Consider the following 19,665-nt stretch of genomic DNA (forward strand, 5'->3'; position numbering starts at 1 on the left):
GATTGCGTTATCATTTTTATATACATAAAGAAATAGAGGTATTTTCCATGGCAATTATTTTACCAGATCTTCCGTACGCATACGATGCATTGGAACCATACATTGATGCTGAAACCATGCACTTGCACCATGACAAACACCACCAAACTTACGTTAACAATGCAAATGCAGCTCTTGAAAAACACCCTGAAATCGGTGAAGACCTTGAAGCTTTGCTTGCTGACGTAGAATCTATCCCAGCTGATATCCGTCAAGCGCTTATCAACAATGGTGGTGGACACTTGAACCACGCTCTTTTCTGGGAATTGATGACTCCTGAACAGACAGCTCCTTCAGCAGAACTTGCAGCAGCAATCGATGAAACTTTTGGTTCATTCGAAGAATTCCAAGCAGCCTTCACTGCAGCAGCAACTACTCGTTTTGGTTCTGGATGGGCTTGGTTGGTTGTTAACAAAGAAGGGAAGCTTGAAGTGACTTCAACAGCAAACCAAGACACACCAATCTCAGAAGGGAAGAAACCAATCTTGGGATTGGATGTTTGGGAACATGCCTACTACGTGAAATACCGCAACGTTCGTCCTGACTACATCAAAGCTTTCTTCTCAGTGATCAACTGGAATAAAGTAGATGAGCTTTACGCAGCAGCTAAATAAGCTTTCATAATAAAAAAAGTTTGAATCAAGAGTCCACTTAACGGGGTGCCTCGATTCAGGCTTTTTATTTTCAAATTGGTCAACATAGACTAAAAGGATTCTCCCGTTTTGGAAGGGATATTTCTTGCGTTTATACCTGAAAATGATACACTAGAAGAGTATGTGAAAGTGAGGAGAAAGGCTTCCTACATAAGGAAGAAGCCTTGTCACTTTTTCTGAAAAAACTGTGCCTTAACAAAAGGGAGAATGAAAATGACAAGTATTACGATTACAAAAGGAGCAGTGGATACGCCACTTTATCTAAAAATGCTCAACCGCCACGGTTTAATTGCAGGAGCTACTGGTACAGGGAAAACCGTGACCTTAAAAGTCATAACTGAAAAATTAAGTCAGCAAGGGATTCCGGTGTTTCTAGCAGACATCAAGGGAGATCTTTCAGGTCTTGCAAAAGCTGGACAATGGACTCCAAAGATGGAAGAGCGCTATAAGCTACTAGGTATTACAGATCCTTTTGAACCTCAAGCTTTTCCAGTTCGCTTATGGGATGTCTTTGGTCAAGCAGGCCATCCAGTCCGTGCAACGATTGAAGGAATGGGCTCTCTTTTGCTAGCGCGCTTGTTGGACCTCAACGAAACGCAAACAGGGATTTTGGCCATCGTCTTTAAATTAGCCAAAGAAAAAAATTGGCCTTTGATTGATTTGAAGGATTTGCAGAGTCTTTTGAAGGAAGTCTATGACCATGCCTCAGATTATTCCGCTCAATACGGCAATATCAGTAAACAATCAGTAGGAGCTATTCAACGAAGCTTGTTAGTGCTAGAGCAAGAGGGGGCAGATCAATTCTTCGGAGAGCCTGCCTTGGATCTTCAAGATTTTATGCAATTGGACAGCAGTGGACGAGGCTACATCAACATTCTATCAGCGACTCGTCTTTTCAACTCCCCTAAGCTCTATTCAACCTTCCTTATCTGGATGTTGTCTCGTCTGTTCGAGACCTTACCAGAAGTTGGAGATCTAGAAAAACCGAAATTTGTCTTCTTCTTTGATGAAGCCCACCTCTTGTTTAATGATGCGAGCAAGCTCTTCCTTGAAAAAGTTGAGCAAGTCGTTCGCCTCATCCGATCTAAAGGAGTAGGGATTTACTTTATTACGCAGAATCCTCAAGATCTCCCTGAATCTGTCTTAGCCCAACTTGGTAACCGTGTTCAACATGCCTTGCGTGCCTATACGCCAAAAGAAATGAAAGCTATTAAAGTTGCTGCTCAAAGCTTCCGACCAAACCCAGAATTTGATACGGAAACTGTCTTGACGGAGTTGGGAACAGGGGAAGCTCTCGTTTCCTTCCTAAATGAAAAGGGGCAACCAAGTGTGGTTGAACGCTCCCATATTTTGTCTCCACAATCGAGTTTTGATTTGTTAAACGAGAGTGAACAGTTGGCCTTGATGACCAGCTCTCCTTTCCATCAAAAATATGCTGTTCGAGTAGACAATGAATCAGCTTATGAAAAATTGACTGAAAAATCTGCTAGAGAAGAGAAGGAAAAGGAGCGGGAAGAGGAAGATAAAGCAAGAGTTGCAGAAGAGAAGGCCAGTCAAAAACGGAGTCCGGGCCGTCCGCGGAAATCTAGTTTAGAAAAGGCCAAAGATTCCTTTATCAGTTCCTTGTTCCGTACCATTGCGCGTGAAGTGGCAAAACTGATCATGGGATCCTTTAAGCGGAAATAAGACAGTCAAAAGGGGATGGATTCTTAGGATATGAAGAAGGATTGACCTGGAAATCGCTAAAAAATTTCTTCTACAAGAAATCGTTTTCTGAACTGGAAATACCTTGTTATTTTAAAGAGAATCTTTTATAATTAACTTCATATGAAAAAAATATTTAATGTTCGATCGATCATGATTGTGTTGGGGATTTTATTATGTATAGGAGGAGTTGGAGCTTTAACTTACCTCCATCTTTATCAGGCTCCTGCCTCGCCTCTTGCTCAAGAGGGAACGACGCCTCAAGCAGTGGACTCCAAGCAAGAGAAGCAAGCCCTCCAACCTCCTCGTGTCAAAACTCCTGAGGAGAAACAAGCTGTCATGGATCAAGATCGTGAAACCATGGAAAATTTGGGTCTTGTCTATGATTATGCCAATAAAGGCTTGGTAGAAGTTGTACAAGACTATATGACTGAATATGGTATTGATCCTTCCCAAATTACCTTTACCTACAAAAATCCTGCGACAGGCCAACAGTTTTCAATGAATGAGTTACAGCCGATGACAGCTGGAAGTACCTATAAACTGCCCCTCAATATGTTGGTCGTGGATGAAGTCGATGCAGGGAAGTTAAACTTAACGGATGAATTTGATATTACCAATACTTACTACGAGTACCTTGGAGAGCACGATAATTATGTAGCTGCCTTTGGTGGCGCTATGACGATTCCAGATATGCAGCGTTATTCTCTTGTCTACTCAGAAAATACGCCGGCCTATGCCTTGGCCGACCGCTTTGGTGGTATGGACAATGTCTATGAGAAGTATAAAAAATATGGAAAATCCCGGGCAGAAATAAAAACCATTAGTCCTGAAAACAAAACGACTTCTGATTACTATATTCAAGTCTTAGACTATCTTTGGAATCACAAAGAAAAATATGCGACCTTGCTAGAATTGATCGGAGAGTCCTTCCCGAATGAATACTACAAACGGTATTTACCAGATTTAGTCATTCAGCAAAAACCTGGTTATGTAGCAGAAGCCCTCAATGTCGAAGCCATCGTTTACGAACAAACACCCTACCTCATCTCGATTTTTACAGCTGGTCTAGGGGGAACTACTCCAGAAAGTACGGAGATCAGTGGCTACGGTCTTCATTTACTTGGTCAACTCTGCTATGTGATTAATGAATGGCACCGTGTAAATGTCAACTAACGATTTAGAACCTTTCCCAAAAACGTTTTGGGAAGGTTTTTTCTTAGCAAAGATAAGTTTCATGGTTAAAATCTTGGTGACATTCTTTGAGGTCAGTGAATAAATATGATATAATAACTAAAGAACCCAAAGAAAGAATAGAAATGATTACAAAAGAAGATTATCAGTTGATTCGCTCCCATCCAGCTTTCTCTGCGATTCCAGTTGAAAAATTTGATAAATTAGCTGTAGAAATTCATTATAGAGAAATCCCAAAGGGACAGATCCTATTTTTTGCCGGTGATAAGCGCGATCGAATTTTTTTAGTGGTAAAAGGCTATGTTCGTATTGAGGAGTTTGACTCTTCAGATACCTTCTCGTATATGGATTACATCAAAGAAGGAGCCGTCTTCCCATACGGTGGTATGTTTACAGATTCCAATTATCACTATACAGCCACTTCCATGACAACCGTTAAATACTTCAGTATTCCTGTTCAGCTTTATGAGGAAATTGTCCAGTCCAGTATGGAACAAGTTCTCTTTATAACGAGAAAACTTTCAAAAATATTGGAATTTCAGGAGTTGCGACTTCGCAATGTGGTTGCAGCCAGTGCCAGTGATCGTGTGATCCAATCCTTAGCTCTACTCTGTAAGGATTATCAAAAGTCTGGGCCAACTATTCCTTTTCCAATGAGTATGAAGGAGTTGGCTAGATTAGCTGCGACGACGAGAGAAACCGTCAATCAAGTGTTAAAGAAGCTCCTAGAAGAGGAGAGAATCGAGTACAAGCATAAGAAATTAACTTTTCTTGATCTTCCATTCTTTTTAGATAGTTTTGAAGAAGCCTAGTAGGGCTTCTTTTGGATTGAAGATAAAGTCTTCTGAAAAACTTTCCTTAGGTGAGTACGGACGTCAGCGAACTTCTACGAAGTTCCATGACTTAGTTTTGAACCTAAGGTTTCAAAACTCCCGAGTGCTTGAAATAATCATGTTTCAAGCACTTTTCTCACGGCGGAAAGTTTTTAAACTTCTTAAATGAAAAAATAATAAAAGTCATTTTTTGAAAATCATCTAGGTGTTTTATGTAAAATAAACTTTGTCTACATTCAAGAAGAAGCCTAGTAGGGATTCTTTTATTTTCTGTCAAAAACGTTAAAAAGTTTCAAAAATCAAATAAAAAAATATTTACTCACAAAAAGAATATATTTAGCAAAATATTCAAAGAAAGCGGTTCATTTTTCATAAAACAAGGGTGATATTTAAAAAAGTGTCAAATTCTTGGCATTCGTAATGGAAGATTGGTTGTGAAAGCGGTACCAATTGGTGATAAAATGAAACATGTAAACGGGATTAGCTAAGCTAAACCGCAAGAAAAAAGGAGGACTATAGATGTCTACACACCCAATTCATGTTTTCTCAGAAATTGGAAAACTGAAAAAAGTTTGTTTGCACCGTCCAGGTAAAGAGTTGGAAAACTTGATGCCTGACTATCTTGAACGTCTTCTTTTTGATGATATTCCATTCTTGGAAGATGCTCAAAAAGAACATGACGCATTTGCTGAAGCACTTCGTAACGAAGGAATCGAAGTACTTTATCTTGAGCAGTTGGCTGCTGAATCATTGACTTCTCCAGAAATTCGTGATCAGTTCATCGAAGAATACCTTGAAGAAGCAAACATTCGTGGACGCCAAACAAAAGTTGCGATCCGTGAATTGCTTCACAGCATTGAAGACAACCAAGAATTGGTTGAAAAAACAATGGCAGGGGTTCAAAAAGCTGAACTTCCAGAAATTCCTGAAGAAGCAAAAGGATTGACAGACCTTGTTGAATCTGACTATCCATTTGCAATCGACCCAATGCCAAACTTGTACTTCACACGTGACCCATTTGCTACAATTGGTAATGCAGTATCATTGAACCACATGTACGCAGATACACGTAACCGTGAAACTTTGTATGGTAAATACATCTTCAAATACCACCCAGTTTACGGTGGAAAAGTTGAACTTGTCTACAACCGTGAAGAAGATACTCGTATCGAAGGTGGAGATGAGTTGGTACTTTCTAAAGATGTATTGGCAGTTGGTATCTCACAACGTACAGATGCTGCATCAATCGAAAAATTGTTGGTAAACATCTTCAAGAAGAACGTTGGCTTCAAGAAAGTATTGGCCTTCGAATTTGCTAACAACCGTAAATTCATGCACTTGGATACAGTATTCACAATGGTGGACTACGATAAATTCACCATCCACCCTGAAATCCAAGGTAACCTTCGCGTCTTCTCTGTAACTTATGAAAACGAACAATTGAAGATCGTTGAAGAAAAAGGTGATTTGGCTGAATTGCTTGCTGAAAACCTTGGTGTTGAAAAAGTTACATTGATTCCATGTGGAGATGGCAACGTCGTTGCTGCTGCGCGTGAACAATGGAACGACGGATCAAATACTCTTACAATCGCACCAGGTGTGGTAGTAGTATACGACCGTAACACTGTTACCAACAAGAAATTAGAAGAATACGGACTTCGTTTGATCAAGATCCGCGGAAGTGAATTGGTTCGCGGTCGTGGTGGACCTCGTTGTATGTCAATGCCATTCGAACGTGAAGAAATCTAATCATCCTTCTACGGGTTAGACGGGCTCAGTGTCTAAACTGAGCCCTCTAAACTGATTGACAGGATCTTATCATGCATAATTAAAGGAGATAATTAATGACAACTTCAGTATTCCAAGGACGTAGCTTTTTAGCAGAAAAAGACTTTACACGTGCAGAGTTAGAATACCTTATCGGACTTTCAGCTCACTTGAAAGACCTTAAAAAACGCAACATTGACCACCGCTACCTAGCTGGTAAAAACATTGCGCTTTTGTTTGAAAAAACTTCAACTCGTACTCGTGCAGCCTTCACTACTGCAGCCATCGACCTTGGTGCTCACCCAGAATACCTTGGTGCAAACGACATCCAACTTGGTAAAAAAGAATCTACAGAAGATACTGCAAAAGTTCTTGGACGTATGTTTGATGGTATTGAATTCCGTGGTTTCAGCCAACGCATGGTTGAAGAATTGGCTGAATTCTCAGGTGTTCCAGTATGGAATGGTTTGACTGACGAATGGCACCCAACTCAAATGCTTGCTGACTACTTGACTGTTCAAGAAAACTTTGGACGTTTGGAAGGTTTGACACTTGTATACTGTGGTGACGGACGTAACAACGTTGCAAACAGCCTTCTTGTAACAGGTGCTATCCTTGGTGTGAACGTACACATCTTCTCACCAAAAGAACTCTTCCCAGAACAAGAAATTGTTGAATTGGCAGAAGGATTCGCAAAAGAAAGTGGCGCTCATATCTTGATCACTGAAGATGCTGACGAAGCTGTGAAAGGTGCAGATGTACTTTACACTGACGTTTGGGTATCTATGGGTGAAGAAGACAAATTTGCAGAACGCGTTGCCCTTTTGAAACCTTACCAAGTAAACATGGAATTGGTTAAGAAAGCTGATAACGAAGACTTGATCTTCTTGCACTGCTTGCCAGCTTTCCACGACACAAACACTGTTTATGGTAAAGATGTTGCTGAAAAATTCGGCGTAGAAGAAATGGAAGTTACTGACGAAGTGTTCCGTAGCAAATATGCTCGCCACTTTGACCAAGCTGAAAACCGTATGCACACAATCAAAGCGGTTATGGCAGCTACTCTTGGTAACTTGTACATTCCAAAAGTTTAAGACTTTATAACCGTATACCAACAGCTATAGGGGCTGGACTGCTAGCTTTAGTCCTGCCCCTATTTTTTATAGAAAGGGAAAAACTATGTCAAGAAAAATCGTCGTTGCTTTGGGAGGAAATGCCATTCTCTCATCTGATCCTTCTGCAAAAGCTCAACAAGAAGCACTTGTAGAAACAGCAAAACACTTAGTAAAATTGATTAAAAATGGGGATGACTTGATCGTCACTCACGGAAATGGTCCTCAAGTAGGAAACCTTTTGCTCCAACATTTGGCAGCAGATTCTGAAAAGAACCCAGCTTTTCCATTGGATTCATTGGTTGCAATGACTGAAGGAAGCATTGGTTTCTGGCTTCAAAACGCTCTTCAAAATGCTCTTCTTGAAGAAGGAATTGAAAAAGATGTGGCTTCTGTTGTGACACAAGTCGTTGTGGATAAGAACGACCCAGCTTTCGTTAACTTGAGCAAACCAATCGGCCCATTCTACTCTGAAGAAGAAGCAAAAGCAGAAGCTGAAAAATCAGGTGCAACTTTCAAAGAAGATGCTGGTCGTGGCTGGCGTAAAGTTGTTGCTTCTCCAAAACCAGTGGATATCAAAGAAATCAATACTATCCGTACCTTGTTCAATGCAGGCCAAGTAGTGGTTGCAGCCGGTGGTGGCGGTATTCCAGTTGTGAAAGAAGCTGATGGCAGCTTGACTGGTGTTGAAGCTGTTATCGATAAAGACTTTGCATCCCAACGTTTGGCTGAATTGGTAGAAGCAGACCTCTTCATCGTTTTGACAGGTGTGGACTATGTCTTTGTGAACTACAACAAACCAGATCAAGAAAAATTGGAACATGTCAATGTCGCTCAATTGGAAGAGTACATCAAACAAGACCAATTTGCACCAGGAAGCATGCTTCCTAAAGTAGAAGCTGCGATTGCCTTTGTAAATGGTCGTCCAGAAGGAAAAGCAGTCATCACTTCACTTGAAAACCTTGGCGCTTTGATTGAGTCTGAAAGTGGAACAATTATCGTTAAAGACTAATTCATGCACATGAGGAGGGGAGTAGATCTTATTTTTACAGGATTTTGTACAAAGATCCTTCCCTTGTTTTTTCTAAAAAAGATTAGGAAAAACTAGTTTTTTAATCTTAAATATGATAAAATAAACATATAGGTAAGCGCTTTCTAAAAGATAAACCTTTTGAAAGAGTCACTCAAACTTTGTTGCGTTAGGAGGATAAGCAAATGAGTGAAAAAGCGAAAAAAGGGTTTAAGATGCCTTCATCTTATACCGTATTGTTAATCATCATTGCCATTATGGCAGTGTTAACTTGGATTATTCCAGCTGGTCAATACAAAGTTGACGATGGTGGTGCCATCATCGCAGGTAGTTATGAAGCTGTGAAACAAAATCCTCAAGGGATTTGGGACGTCTTGATGGCCCCAATCAATGCCATGCTTGGTAAAGCACCAACCAGTGCAGCCATTGACGTAGCCTTCTTTATCTTGATGGTCGGTGGTTTCCTTGGTGTTGTGAACGAAACAGGTACCCTTGATGTAGGGATTGCTTCTATCGTTCGTAAATACAAAGGCCGCGAAAAAATGTTGATCTTGATCTTAATGCCATTGTTTGCCCTTGGTGGGACAACTTATGGTATGGGTGAGGAAACCATGGCCTTCTATCCACTTCTTGTACCTGTTATGATGTCTGTTGGTTTTGACAGCTTGACAGGGGTAGCCATTATATTGCTTGGTTCACAGATTGGATGTTTGGCATCTACCTTGAACCCATTTGCGACAGTTATCGCATCTGATACTGCAGGTATCTCAAGTGCTTCAGGTCTCTTGCTTCGTTTAATCTTCTGGATTGTCATGACAGCCCTTAGCACCTACTATGTATACCGTTACGCTGATAAAATTCAAAAAGACCCAACCAAATCTCTCACCTATGCTACTCGTGAAGAAGATTTGAAACACTTCAACGTTGATAGTGGCGAAGAAATTCCTTCACAAATGAACAAGAAACAAAAACGTGTCTTGCTCGTCTTCATTTCAACATTCGTCATCATGGTTGCTGGATTTATCCCATTCAAAGATTTGGGTATTACATTCTTTGACAGCTTTAACGAGTCTCTCCATAAAGTTCCTTACCTTGGTCAATTGATCGGTAACACAGATGCTCTTGGTACTTGGTACTTCCCTCAAACAGCTATGCTCTTTGCCTTCATGGGAATCCTTGTTGGTATCATTTATGGCTTGAAAGAAGAACAAATCATTTCATCCTTCATGAATGGTGCAGCTGACCTCTTGAGTGTTGCTATTATCGTAGCAGTAGCACGTGGTATCCAAGTCATCATGAACGACGGTATGATCACTGCAACAATTCTTCACTGGGGTGAAGAAGGACTTAAAGGTCTTTCATCTCAATTGTTCATTGTCTTGACTTACATTTTCTACTTGCCAATGTCATTCTTGATTCCATCATCATCTGGTCTTGCCAGCGCGACAATGGGTATCATGGCACCTCTTGGTAAATTCGTCAATGTACCAGCTAGCTTGATTGTTACAGCTTACCAATCTGCATCTGGTGTCTTGAACTTGATCGCACCAACTTCAGGTATCGTAATGGGAGCTCTTGCTCTTGGACGTGTTGAATTGAGTGCATGGTGGAAATTCATGGGTAAATTGGTCGTAGCGATTGTAGTGATTACCATTGCCCTTCTTCTACTAGGAACTGTGGTTCCATTCTTACAATAGAATAAAGTAGGTGTTTCATGAAAAATAGAATAAAGGACGATGTAAAAGAGCAGTTTTTAACCTCTCTTCAAACCATCATTTCTTATCCTTCGGTTTTAAACGAAGGCGAAAATGGAACACCGTTTGGACAAGCTATCCAAGATGTCCTTGAGAAAACGTTAGAAATTGCTCAAGAAATGGGCTTTCAAACCTATCTAGATCCTGAAGGATACTATGGATATGCAGAGATCGGTCAGGGGGAAGAACTCCTGGCCGTTCTTTGTCACTTGGATGTTGTTCCAGCCGGTGATTTAGAAGATTGGCAGACGCCACCTTTTGAGGCGACTCTGAAAGATGGATGGTTGATCGGACGTGGAGTACAAGATGACAAGGGGCCATCCCTTGCGGCCCTTTACGCAGTTAAGAGTCTGCTTGACCAAGGACTTGTATTTACCAAACGGATTCGCTTTATATTTGGTACAGATGAGGAAACTCTCTGGCGCTGTATGAACCGCTACAATCAGCTAGAAGAAAAAGCAGATCTTGGCTTTGCTCCAGATTCGTCCTTCCCATTAACCTATGCTGAAAAAGGCTTGCTTCAAGTGAAGCTCCATGGACCAGGCTGGGAGGATCGTCCCTTACAAGCTGGTCGTGCCCTTAACGTGGTACCAGATAAGGCAACTTATAAGGGGGAACGTTTAGAGGAACTTTTACCAGTGATCGAGCAAAGTGGTGTGAAGTATACAGAAGAAGCAGGAGCAGTAACCATTCTTGGACTGTCTAAACACTCCAAGGATGCGGCTGAGGGTGTCAATGCTATTGTCGGCTTAGCGGAAAGTCTTTCCTTGATCCAGCCTCATCCAGCTCTTCTCTTTATAGCAGATGCTGTTGGGGAAGATGCGACAGGAGCAGCTCTCTTTGGTGAAATCAAAGATGAACCAAGTGGTGCTCTTTCCTTCAATATTGCGACCCTCTCTATTGATGAAGAGCGATCTGAAATCGGGATTGATATTCGGATTCCAGTCTTAGCAGATAAGGATGCTTTAGTAGAGCGATTAACTGAAGTGGCAGCTAGCTATCAACTTCAGTATGAAGAGTTTGATTATGTAGCTCCCCTGTACGTTCCATTAGATAGTCCGTTGGTGAGTACTCTGATGGAGGTCTACCAAGAAGAAACGGGGGATCAGACTCCAGCTATGTCCTCAGGAGGAGCGACCTTTGCTCGAACCATGGAGAATTGTGTGGCTTATGGGGCCCTCTTCCCTGATGCTCTCCAAACAGAGCACCAGGCGAATGAACGAGCCAAACTGGATGATTTATATCGTGCAATGGAAATTTATGCCGAGACCATTCGACGGTTAGCAGGCAAGGAAGCCTAATATAGATTTGAAAAAAGCTTAGATGGTCAGACCATCTAAGCTTTCTTTTATTTGCTAAAGAAGAAGGGAGGAGTGAATTCTTTCAATTTTTCAAAGCAGTCCAAGGCCCCCTGATTGTCTTCACAGATGATGAGGCAGACATCGTCCCCACAGACCGTTGCGACAATTTGTGGTAATTCAAGGGCATCTAAGATAGCACCGAAAGATTGAGCCAGTCCAGGGAGAGTTTTGACGACCACTTGGTTTTGGACGGGACGAAGCATGACGAGGGCATCCTCCATATAAAAACGCAGTCGGTTTTCCCAGCGAGATGGGGCAATGCTATTGATGGCATAGTAAGAGGTATCCCCTTCGTTAATTTTTACTAGATTCAAGGATTTGACATCTCTTGATAGAGTTGACTGGGTCACGATGATGCCGTTGGCTTCCAGGCTGTCCTGCAATTCCTGTTGGGTTCGAATTTTCTTTTCTGAAATAATGGACCGGATCAGGCGGTGGCGACTTTCAATCTTATTCATAAGGGGCTCTCCTTATTTGATAAACATAGCATCTCCAAAGCTGAAGAAACGGTAGCCTTGGTCGATAGCGTGCTGATAAGCATCCAGAGTGAGTTCTCGACCTGCGAAGGCAGAAACGAGCATGACTAGGGTTGATTTTGGTAGGTGGAAGTTGGTTGAAAAGGCGTTGACAACCTGCCACTGATAGCCTGGTTTGATAAAGATATTGGTCCAACCAGAGTCGGCTTGTAACTCTCCATTAAACTTGTTCCCAATTGTTTCTAAGGTTCGGATAGAAGTGGTTCCAACAGCTACGATGCGGTGACCTCTCGCTTTAACTTGCCGAAGGGTTTGGGCAGCCTCTTCAGAGAGTTGATAAAACTCGGAATGCATCTCATGTTGGTCGAGATCGTCGACAGATACTGGACGGAAGGTACCAAGTCCGACATGGAGGGTTAGATAAACCAAGTGAACCCCTTTGTCTTCAATTTTTTGTAAGAGCTCGGGTGTGAAATGGAGGCCAGCAGTAGGAGCAGCGGCGGATCCATTTTCTTTGGCATAGACCGTCTGGTAACGTTCCTGATCTTCTAATTTTTCATGGATGTAAGGTGGTAGGGGCATTTCCCCTAGACTTTCCAAGACTTCAAGGAAAATCCCTTGGTAAGAAAACTCTACGATACATCCTCCGTGTTCCAGCTTTTTGATCAGAGTTGCTTGGAGACGTCCATCACCAAAGCTGACGACCCCTCCCTCTTTGAGACGTTTAGCAGGTTTAGCAAGAACCTCCCATTGATCGCCCTCGATATTTTTTAAGAGGAGAAGCTCCACATGACCTCCTGTATCCGGTTTGACCCCATGGAGACGAGCTGGAAGGACACGGGTATTGTTCATCACCAAAGCATCCCCTGGTTCTAATTCATTGATAATGGCGTCAAAATGTTGGTCTTCCATCTGACCTGTTTGTCGATTGAGGATTAGTAGTTTTGAGGCATCGCGCTTCTCTAGTGGGGTTTGCGCAATTAATTCCTCGGGGAGGTGGAAATCAAAGTCATTCGTGTTCATGTTCTCTCCTTGTATCTAAATTCTTCTATTTCTTACATTTAACCTTCCCCATTATATCATGAAATAAGAGTGAAACAAAGGAAATCACTAGCCGAATTTTAAAGGGATGAAGGTAAAAAATCCTTTTCTAACATCAAGAAAGCGCTTGACAAAAATTGGTCTATACCATATAATGAAAATAAGAAATAAGCGGAGGTCTAATCATGAAAGTTATTGAAGTAGCCAATCAAATCGAAGGAGGGCAGGTTGCTTTTGACCTGTTAAAAGAAAAGTTAGAGCAGGGTGCCAAAACTTTAGGGCTTGCGACTGGAAGCAGTCCACTTGAATTTTATAAATTGATTCGAGAAAGTGACTTGGATTTCTCAGACATGGTCAGTGTCAACTTGGATGAGTATGTCGGTTTGACGGGAGAAGATCCTCAATCTTATCGTTACTTTATGCAGGAAAATTTATTCAATGAGAAACCGTTTAAAGTCAGCTATCTTCCGAAAGGAAATGAAGATACTGCAGAAGAAGAAACAGCTCATTACAATGAAATTTTGGCCCAAAACCCAGTAGATCTGCAAATTCTAGGGATTGGTCGCAACGGGCATATTGGATTTAACGAACCTGGAACTCCGTTTGACAGCCAAACGCATTTGGTCCATTTGGATCAATCAACGATTGAAGCCAACTCTCGCTTCTTTGAAAAAATTGAAGATGTGCCAACTCAAGCCATTTCAATGGGAATTGCAAATATTCTCGCTGCCAAGTCCATCATTCTCTTTGCATATGGTGAATCGAAAGCAGAAGCGATTGCTGGAATGGTCAATGGTCCAAAAACAGAGAGTTTACCTGCGAGTGCCCTTCAAGGTCATCCAGATGTCGTAATTATTGCAGACCAAGCAGCCTTGAGCCTACTGTAACCAGTTGAAACAGAGAGACCTATCTAAAATATCCTGAAAGATAGGTTTTTTTATAGATTGAAGTATGGTACAATAAGATAAAATTCTATATTTGAGGAAAATATATTTTGAAAAAGAAGTTGCTCGTTTTAGGAATCATCGTCTTATCTCTGTTCCGACCTTTGTCGATCGTGGCTGATGAGTTAGTGGATATGGCGCAAAAAATGTATCCCAATGATCATGTGCAGGCCTATAACCGACCAAGGTCTTCCCTCGTTATCGACGCGAATACCGGGGATGTTTTATGGAAAGACAATATTGATGAAGTGCGGGATCCTGCAAGTATGAGTAAGCTCATGACGTTGTATCTGCTTTTCGAATCCATGAAAGAGGGGAAGATTACCAAAGATACGGTTGTCACTGCAACAGCTGCGGATCAATCCATGTCAAAAATCTATGAGATTTCCAACAATAACATCGTTGCAGGCGTAGACTATACGGTCTCTGAATTGATTACCATGACCGCGGTTCCATCCTCCAATGTGGCCACGATTATGTTGGCCAATCTCCTTTCTAACCACGATGCGGATGCCTTTATTCAGCGGATGAATGAAAAGTCCAAGGAGTTGGGGATGACCAATACCATTTGGAACAATCCTAGTGGTGCGGCCATTTCAACCTTCCGAGGTTTATATACCAGTTATAACTATCCAAATGATGCGGCTAACCAGACAACTGCAAGAGACTTGGCGATTCTCGTCTATCATTTCGTGAAAGAATATCCTGAGATCCTTAGCTATACCAATCAAGCTAAGGTGACCGTCAAACAAGGAACTCCTTATGAGGAGACTTTTGATACTTATAACTATTCCTTGCCAGGAGCTAGATATGCTCTTGAAGGCGTAGATGGTCTGAAGACAGGCTCGAGTCCTCGCGGTGCCTTCAACTATATCGCAACTGCTAAACGAGGAGAACAACGAATTATCTCCGTAGTCATGGGAGTTGGTGATTGGTCTGACCAGGATGGCGAATACTATCGACATCCATTTGGCAATGCCTTGATCGAAAAAGCTTTTGCAGATTATCGTTATAAGAAATTATTGGACAAGGGTGTTCAGACGATTGATGGAAAGACCTACACCCTAGATCAACCTTTCTATGCCACGGTCAAAAAAGGCGAAGAGGATCCAAAGCTAGTTGTTAAAGATGGACAAGTAGAGGCGGATTCAGGCTTGATGACCCTATCAGAAAAGATTTCTGATGGACTTCCAGTCAAAGAAGGAGCCGTGAATCAATCGGATACTCAAAGTACTACGGCTTCAACTACAGGGAAATCCTTCCATTTTCCTCTTGAAAGCCTGGTCATTCTGATTCCAATTTTCATTCTCGCTATGATTCTGTATTTAGAAAGAGCCCATCGTAAAGAACGTGCGCTCAAGGCTCAGGATCGATACAAAAAATAAATAATCAAAACTCAACTGAAATCCAGTTGGGTTTTGTCATTGCCTCTTATATTTAAATTTGAAAGGAAACTAATGAAAGCATTTCGAAATTCCTATCCTGCTTATTTATTTTTATATAGTTTTTACTTCATGTCGACTGCTCTCTTTACGACTCTAATCTCTGTCTATCTTATCGGCCAGCAGTATTCAGCCAGTCAAGTCTCTCATTTGGTATCAATGGCCTTTTTCCTATCCATGCTTACCCAGCCCTTATTTGGTTATATCAATGAACGATTTGGCATTGTTAAAATCACCACTTTGAGCTTGGGAGTCCTCATGGCAGGAGTGGCTGGCTTCATCTGGGCCCCTAACTACTTTTGGTTGACGATTTTTTATGGCTTGGTTTTGCTGTGTCTAAATGGGACGGCTCCCATGATGGAGGTTTTCGCTACCCAGAGTTCCTATGCTTTTGGAAAAATCCGCGTTTGGGGGACACTAGGGTATGCGGCTGGAGCGCAACTAGCTGGTTGGCTTTATGCTCATCTTAGCCCCCAGTCTGTATACTATTGTGTTTTGGTAACTATCCTTCTTAGTTTCCTCACTTTAGGAGCTATTCGTATCGACAAGACCAGTCGGGTACAGAAAGAAGCTGTATCGATCCGTCCTTTGCTCCACAATGGTCCCTATCTCTTTTTCTTACTTTTGATGGGGCTTGTGTCGGGCGTGGGCAATATTGGCCATACCTATATTCCAGCTCTCTTGATGGATAGTGGTCTCCCTGTTCAGATAGCCTCTACAGTTGTGGCCATATCTGTCGTAGTCGAAGCACCTCTCATCTTTTTCTCAGATCGTTTTATGGACCATTGGCCCTTGCGTTTACTGATTTTGCTTCCTGTGGGGATTCTCTTGCTCCAGTATTTCATCTATGCTCTTCCAAGTCCTGTCTTCTTAAAAGTGCTGGTCACTCTGTTGGCCAAGCATACGACGGGGATGGTCTTGGTCATGGTCTCCTTACGTTTTATCTCCCAACAGGTGGATAAGAAAGATCTAGTCTTAGCAATGGCTATCCTGCAGGGAGTCCGCTATCTTGCTACCATTCTCTTGCAACCAGTAGCAGCTTTCTTTGTGGATCACGGTGGATTTTCAATGATGAGTTCCTTCTTGGTGGCTGTCCTGGTTCTCGTCCTTCTTCTAAGTATCTTTTTAAAGATGCCAAAAGGAAAATCTCCGGGTCTCTTTGGGAGTATGAAGGAGTAAAAAGATTAGGAAATAGTGTTTCTGAATAGAGGGACTTATGCTATAATGGAGAACGATGATGATGAAAGAAATGAGAGAGAATGAAGTTTAAACGTGCCTTATTTGCGACACTTTCCCTTAGTTGCCTATGTTTTCCAATGCTCGTAAGGGCGGATGATCTTTACCAACAAGAAGACATCATGTCAATCACTGAAAAATCAGGGACTTCGGTGGATGAGTTTTTCCGTCCTAAGGCCGATATTGTTGTTGATGCTCACACAGGAGCGATTGTTTATGGAGATAATATTGATGTTCCTCGTGACTCTGGTAGTATGGCTAAATTGATGTCCGTCTATGTTCTTCTGAAAGCCATTCAAGAAGGGCAGCTGGATTATGATACCCAAATTACAGCGACAGAAACAGATGTAGCAATTTCGCAAAACCAAAAGTTGAGCAATAGTCCCATTGTGGCGGGTGCTAAATACAAGGTATCGACCCTCCTAAATATGATTTTTGTTCCTTCTTCAAGTGCTGCTACCATCATGATTGCCAATAAGGTGTCTGGAGGAGATCCGGATAAATTCTTGGATTTGATGAACCAGCGGGCTCAGGAAATTGGAATGACCAATACCAAGTGGAACAATCCTAATGGTGCCCCAACTGCAGTCTTGGATGGCTACTATAATCCGACACGCTATGATCAACATGCCATTAACCAAACAACAGCGAGAGATATGGCTATTTTGGCCTATCACATGGTCAATGAGTTCCCTGAAATCCTCAACTACACCAAAAATGCCAAGATTACCCTCTTCCAAGGGACAGATTATGAAGAAACGCATGAGAATTATAATTATTCCTTAGAAGGTGGAAGGTATTCTCTTAAGGGAGCGGATGGTCTGAAAACAGGCTCTAGTCCGACCGCAGATTATAATTACACCTTGACGGTTAACCGTGGGAACCAGCGATTTGTTCAAGTCATTATGGGAGTTGGCCATTACGATGTGGAGATTGCAGAGAGCCTGCGCCACGTCATTGGAAATGCCCTGATTGAAAGACTCTATCAGGATTATGAATACAAAGAGGTGCTGCCGGCGGGGGATCACACCATTCAGGGGCAAACCTATCACTTAGAAAAACCTTTCTATGCTACGGTGAAAAGAGGGACCAATCCAGAGGTCAGTGTTCAAAATGGCCAGCTACAAATTGCAAATGGCTTGCAAACTGTTTCTCCGTCTATTCAGCAAACACAGGCTGTAAGCGCAGTACAGGCGTCCCATCAGAAGACCACTAGCACGCGTCAAAAAGGCTGGGATCCAATGTGGCTTTTTTGCTTCCTTCCCTTCATTTTCCTAAGAATTTTCTTTAACATAAGATATAAGAGAAAATAAAAAGAGAGTGGGACAGAAATCGGTCATTCATTAGAATTCGATTTCGTCGTCCCACCTCCGCACAGTTGAGTAGGGCTGTAAAAGTTGATGAAATCAGCGTAGTAGAGCCCACTCAACCACTGCGTCTTGCTCGACAATCCAAAGACAATTGAGAGGCTAGGACTTTTGTCCCAGCCTTTTTCTTGTAGTGAAACAACTGAACAACCAGTTTTAGGTAGGAGAGAAGTAGTGCTAGAGCAGTGGGGGCCTCCATATTCGGATATTATTTCACAAACTATCATGAACTAGTAATTGATTTGACGATAAAATTATTTGATGGTAAAATGGACTCGAATCAATATTAAAGGAGTTATCAAATGAAAAAATTGATTTTATCTACTACCGCTTTATTGGCAGTTGCTTCGCTTGCGGCTTGTTCAGGTAAGCAAGAAGTAAAAACCGAAGCTTCTTCATCTACTGAGAAGACAGAAAAGGTAACAAGCAAATCTTCTAGCTCATCAAAGGCAGAAAAGACTTCTTCTAATACTAACTCTCAAACAACAAATGATATCTTCCCATCAGACGAAGAGCTTGAAAAATTAAAAACAGTTGGTGATTTTAAAAAGTGCTTCGCAAAAATCGTGGATGAATCCAATCGCCTGATGACTGAATCGATGGAATCTCTTCCTGAAAGTGCCAAAGAGTCATTTGCTCAAGTAGCAGATACGCTTAAGGAGACTCTTGCACAAACTAAGGAAGCCTTCAATAAAGCTGTTGAGCGTTATGGGGATGATAATGCGGAAGTTCCAAAAGAGTTTCGTGAAACCTTTATTGAACAGTTGAAGGATGCTCGCGACTCTGCCAAAGACTCATCAGAGTCACCAGTTGACCAAGACTCAGACGATGAAGATAGCGATTCAGATGAATAAATAGATTGGTAGCATTGGACTTTTTGTCAAAAGCTAAATCGATAGACCGGAGATAGACTGATCTCTGGTCTTTTTTTAAAGAATCAGGGGACAGGTATGAATTGACGGCAACCTGGCTTGATGCTAGAATGGTAGTGGAATGATAAAAAGGAGAGATTGAATGAAAAAAAGACTATTATCAATGGCTGCTTTATTGGGAGCGCTTGGGCTAGTAGCCTGCTCGAATCAAGAAGGGACCTCGTCCAGTGAAAAGTCAGTTCAGAAAACAACCCAGTCTTCTAGCGCTTCTCAGGGCAAGAAAGTGACCAGCTTGAAAGGATCCACAGAGTCTCCTTTTGTTTTGTATACAGATGAGGAACTTGAAAATGCCAGAACGGTTGGGGATTTTAAAGCTCTCTATGCTTTGATGACGGACCGAACAGTTGCTCATTCGGAAGAAGCAGGAGCATCCCTAACGGGCTCTGCAAAAGAGACCTATGAGACTTACCTGAAAGACTTGAAGGAGAAAATGGAAACGAGCAAGGCCCGTTTTAATGAATTCATGGATACGATAGGGCCTGAAGACACCGAGGTCCCGGAAGCTACTCGTGCAACCATTGTTGAAAAATTTGAAACGGCTCGAAAACAAGCTGAAGCATCTGAAAATGAGACCTCCCCATCATCGGAAACTCCCGATCCGGCATCAGGCGAGAAAACGAGTGAGTCAGATCAATAAGCGGGGGACGTTATGTAAAGTCTCGTCTAGGATGAATGCACATTCACTTTACATGTAAATAAGATCATATCTAAAAAAGGAGCTTGCCTCCTTTTTTTCTGTCTCCCTTATATAAGTATCCCCTATTACGAATTATATAAGTG

At 41.9% G+C, this 19,665-nt stretch carries 17 protein-coding genes; 15 read left to right on the forward strand and 2 right to left on the reverse strand.

Annotated features, from left to right (window positions below):
* The first annotated feature begins 47 nt into the window (after nucleotides 1-47).
* The 9 genes from sodA to I2D56_RS05680 all read left to right on the forward strand — a co-directional run bounded on the left by sodA (nucleotide 48) and on the right by I2D56_RS05680 (nucleotide 11,387).
* Entirely contained in the window at nucleotides 48-653 is a 606-nt protein-coding gene (sodA, locus tag I2D56_RS05640; protein WP_126403990.1) for a superoxide dismutase SodA, read from the forward strand.
* A gap of 252 nt (nucleotides 654-905) precedes the next feature.
* Nucleotides 906-2,378, forward strand: a complete 1,473-nt coding sequence (locus tag I2D56_RS05645) for a helicase HerA-like domain-containing protein (protein ID WP_195348168.1) — start codon at nucleotides 906-908, stop codon at nucleotides 2,376-2,378.
* A 141-nt stretch (nucleotides 2,379-2,519) separates the two neighbouring features.
* Nucleotides 2,520-3,572, forward strand: a complete 1,053-nt coding sequence (locus tag I2D56_RS05650) for a serine hydrolase (protein ID WP_048789624.1) — start codon at nucleotides 2,520-2,522, stop codon at nucleotides 3,570-3,572.
* Nucleotides 3,573-3,715: 143 nt separating this feature from the next.
* Nucleotides 3,716-4,402 carry a Crp/Fnr family transcriptional regulator gene (locus tag I2D56_RS05655; protein ID WP_048789625.1) on the forward strand — a complete coding sequence of 229 codons (687 nt, stop codon included), beginning with the start codon at nucleotides 3,716-3,718 and terminating at the stop codon, nucleotides 4,400-4,402.
* A gap of 540 nt (nucleotides 4,403-4,942) precedes the next feature.
* Nucleotides 4,943-6,172, forward strand: coding sequence for an arginine deiminase (arcA, locus tag I2D56_RS05660; protein ID WP_048789626.1), 1,230 nt, complete (start codon nucleotides 4,943-4,945; stop codon nucleotides 6,170-6,172).
* Between the two features lie 95 nt (nucleotides 6,173-6,267).
* Entirely contained in the window at nucleotides 6,268-7,284 is a 1,017-nt protein-coding gene (gene argF / locus I2D56_RS05665; RefSeq protein WP_006596657.1) for an ornithine carbamoyltransferase, read from the forward strand.
* Between the two features lie 85 nt (nucleotides 7,285-7,369).
* A complete protein-coding gene (gene arcC / locus I2D56_RS05670; protein WP_006596656.1) occupies nucleotides 7,370-8,314 on the forward strand; it encodes a carbamate kinase in 945 nt (314 codons plus the stop codon).
* A 203-nt stretch (nucleotides 8,315-8,517) separates the two neighbouring features.
* Nucleotides 8,518-10,029, forward strand: a complete 1,512-nt coding sequence (locus tag I2D56_RS05675) for a YfcC family protein (protein WP_006596655.1) — start codon at nucleotides 8,518-8,520, stop codon at nucleotides 10,027-10,029.
* Between the two features lie 17 nt (nucleotides 10,030-10,046).
* The gene (locus I2D56_RS05680; protein WP_129268780.1) at nucleotides 10,047-11,387 is read left to right on the forward strand and encodes a dipeptidase; all 1,341 of its coding nucleotides are present in this window, start codon (nucleotides 10,047-10,049) and stop codon (nucleotides 11,385-11,387) included.
* 47 nt (nucleotides 11,388-11,434) lie between these two features.
* Here the strand turns inward: I2D56_RS05680 and I2D56_RS05685 are convergent, their stop codons facing one another.
* Nucleotides 11,435-11,905: an arginine repressor gene (locus I2D56_RS05685; protein WP_006596653.1), complete on the reverse strand. Its 471-nt coding sequence runs from the start codon at nucleotides 11,903-11,905 to the stop codon at nucleotides 11,435-11,437.
* Nucleotides 11,906-11,917: 12 nt separating this feature from the next.
* Complete coding sequence (gene queA, locus I2D56_RS05690) at nucleotides 11,918-12,946, reverse strand: tRNA preQ1(34) S-adenosylmethionine ribosyltransferase-isomerase QueA (protein ID WP_129268782.1); 1,029 nt, start codon at nucleotides 12,944-12,946, stop codon at nucleotides 11,918-11,920.
* A 203-nt stretch (nucleotides 12,947-13,149) separates the two neighbouring features.
* Between queA and I2D56_RS05695 the strand changes: the two genes are divergently transcribed.
* The 6 genes from I2D56_RS05695 (at nucleotide 13,150) to I2D56_RS05720 (ending at nucleotide 19,522) form a co-directional block, all read left to right on the forward strand.
* Nucleotides 13,150-13,851 carry a glucosamine-6-phosphate deaminase gene (locus tag I2D56_RS05695; RefSeq protein ID WP_129822235.1) on the forward strand — a complete coding sequence of 234 codons (702 nt, stop codon included), beginning with the start codon at nucleotides 13,150-13,152 and terminating at the stop codon, nucleotides 13,849-13,851.
* Between the two features lie 107 nt (nucleotides 13,852-13,958).
* Nucleotides 13,959-15,293 (forward strand): DUF1958 domain-containing protein, encoded by a 1,335-nt coding sequence (locus tag I2D56_RS05700; RefSeq protein WP_229050190.1) that lies wholly within the window; start codon nucleotides 13,959-13,961, stop codon nucleotides 15,291-15,293.
* A gap of 72 nt (nucleotides 15,294-15,365) precedes the next feature.
* Nucleotides 15,366-16,529 (forward strand): MFS transporter, encoded by a 1,164-nt coding sequence (locus I2D56_RS05705; protein WP_154852401.1) that lies wholly within the window; start codon nucleotides 15,366-15,368, stop codon nucleotides 16,527-16,529.
* 80 nt (nucleotides 16,530-16,609) lie between these two features.
* Nucleotides 16,610-17,899: a D-alanyl-D-alanine carboxypeptidase family protein gene (locus tag I2D56_RS05710; RefSeq protein WP_195348169.1), complete on the forward strand. Its 1,290-nt coding sequence runs from the start codon at nucleotides 16,610-16,612 to the stop codon at nucleotides 17,897-17,899.
* Nucleotides 17,900-18,255: 356 nt separating this feature from the next.
* Nucleotides 18,256-18,807: a hypothetical protein gene (locus tag I2D56_RS05715; protein ID WP_195214078.1), complete on the forward strand. Its 552-nt coding sequence runs from the start codon at nucleotides 18,256-18,258 to the stop codon at nucleotides 18,805-18,807.
* A gap of 160 nt (nucleotides 18,808-18,967) precedes the next feature.
* Nucleotides 18,968-19,522 carry a hypothetical protein gene (locus I2D56_RS05720; RefSeq protein WP_195348170.1) on the forward strand — a complete coding sequence of 185 codons (555 nt, stop codon included), beginning with the start codon at nucleotides 18,968-18,970 and terminating at the stop codon, nucleotides 19,520-19,522.
* Nucleotides 19,523-19,665 lie beyond the last annotated feature (143 nt).

This window comes from Streptococcus australis (genome assembly GCF_015553625.1).
GTDB classification, from domain to species: Bacteria; Bacillota; Bacilli; order Lactobacillales; family Streptococcaceae; genus Streptococcus; species Streptococcus australis_B.

Coding starts and splice junctions, on each gene's coding strand:
- I2D56_RS05650 (WP_048789624.1), top strand. CDS start 2,520: ATGAAAAAAATATTTAATGTTCGATCGATCATGATTGTGTTGGGGATT.
- arcC (WP_006596656.1), top strand. CDS start 7,370: ATGTCAAGAAAAATCGTCGTTGCTTTGGGAGGAAATGCCATTCTCTCA.
- I2D56_RS05705 (WP_154852401.1), top strand. CDS start 15,366: ATGAAAGCATTTCGAAATTCCTATCCTGCTTATTTATTTTTATATAGT.
- queA (WP_129268782.1), bottom strand. CDS start 12,946: ATGAACACGAATGACTTTGATTTCCACCTCCCCGAGGAATTAATTGCG.
- I2D56_RS05655 (WP_048789625.1), top strand. CDS start 3,716: ATGATTACAAAAGAAGATTATCAGTTGATTCGCTCCCATCCAGCTTTC.
- I2D56_RS05710 (WP_195348169.1), top strand. CDS start 16,610: ATGAAGTTTAAACGTGCCTTATTTGCGACACTTTCCCTTAGTTGCCTA.
- arcA (WP_048789626.1), top strand. CDS start 4,943: ATGTCTACACACCCAATTCATGTTTTCTCAGAAATTGGAAAACTGAAA.
- argF (WP_006596657.1), top strand. CDS start 6,268: ATGACAACTTCAGTATTCCAAGGACGTAGCTTTTTAGCAGAAAAAGAC.
- I2D56_RS05715 (WP_195214078.1), top strand. CDS start 18,256: ATGAAAAAATTGATTTTATCTACTACCGCTTTATTGGCAGTTGCTTCG.
- I2D56_RS05720 (WP_195348170.1), top strand. CDS start 18,968: ATGAAAAAAAGACTATTATCAATGGCTGCTTTATTGGGAGCGCTTGGG.
- I2D56_RS05645 (WP_195348168.1), top strand. CDS start 906: ATGACAAGTATTACGATTACAAAAGGAGCAGTGGATACGCCACTTTAT.
- I2D56_RS05685 (WP_006596653.1), bottom strand. CDS start 11,905: ATGAATAAGATTGAAAGTCGCCACCGCCTGATCCGGTCCATTATTTCA.
- I2D56_RS05675 (WP_006596655.1), top strand. CDS start 8,518: ATGAGTGAAAAAGCGAAAAAAGGGTTTAAGATGCCTTCATCTTATACC.
- sodA (WP_126403990.1), top strand. CDS start 48: ATGGCAATTATTTTACCAGATCTTCCGTACGCATACGATGCATTGGAA.
- I2D56_RS05680 (WP_129268780.1), top strand. CDS start 10,047: ATGAAAAATAGAATAAAGGACGATGTAAAAGAGCAGTTTTTAACCTCT.
- I2D56_RS05695 (WP_129822235.1), top strand. CDS start 13,150: ATGAAAGTTATTGAAGTAGCCAATCAAATCGAAGGAGGGCAGGTTGCT.